1 rRNA gene is annotated in these 266 nt (G+C 50.8%); it reads right to left on the bottom strand.

What is annotated here, in order from left to right:
- Positions 1-266 (bottom strand): 23S ribosomal RNA (locus GNE10_RS35190); the annotation flags it as partial.

Here is a 266-nt window from a genome sequence, read left to right as displayed (position 1 = left end):
CTATAGTAAAGGTCCCGGGGTCTTTCCGTCCTGCTGCGCGTAACGAGCATCTTTACTCGTAATGCAATTTCACCGAGTTCATGGTGGAGACAGTAGGGAAATCGTTACTCCATTCGTGCAGGTCGGAACTTACCCGACAAGGAATTTCGCTACCTTAGGATGGTTATAGTTACCACCGCCGTTTACTGGGGCTTAAGTTCACCGCTACGCATACACTCACAGTTCCCCTTAACCTTCCAGCACCGGGCAGGAGTCAGTCCGTATAC

The sequence above is a fragment of the Nostoc sp. 2RC genome, from assembly GCF_014222165.1.
In the GTDB taxonomy this organism is placed as follows: domain Bacteria; phylum Cyanobacteriota; class Cyanobacteriia; order Cyanobacteriales; family Nostocaceae; genus Nostoc; species Nostoc linckia.
The sequence above is the reverse complement of the archived record's forward strand: the minus strand, read 5'-3'. Positions and strand labels throughout refer to the sequence as shown.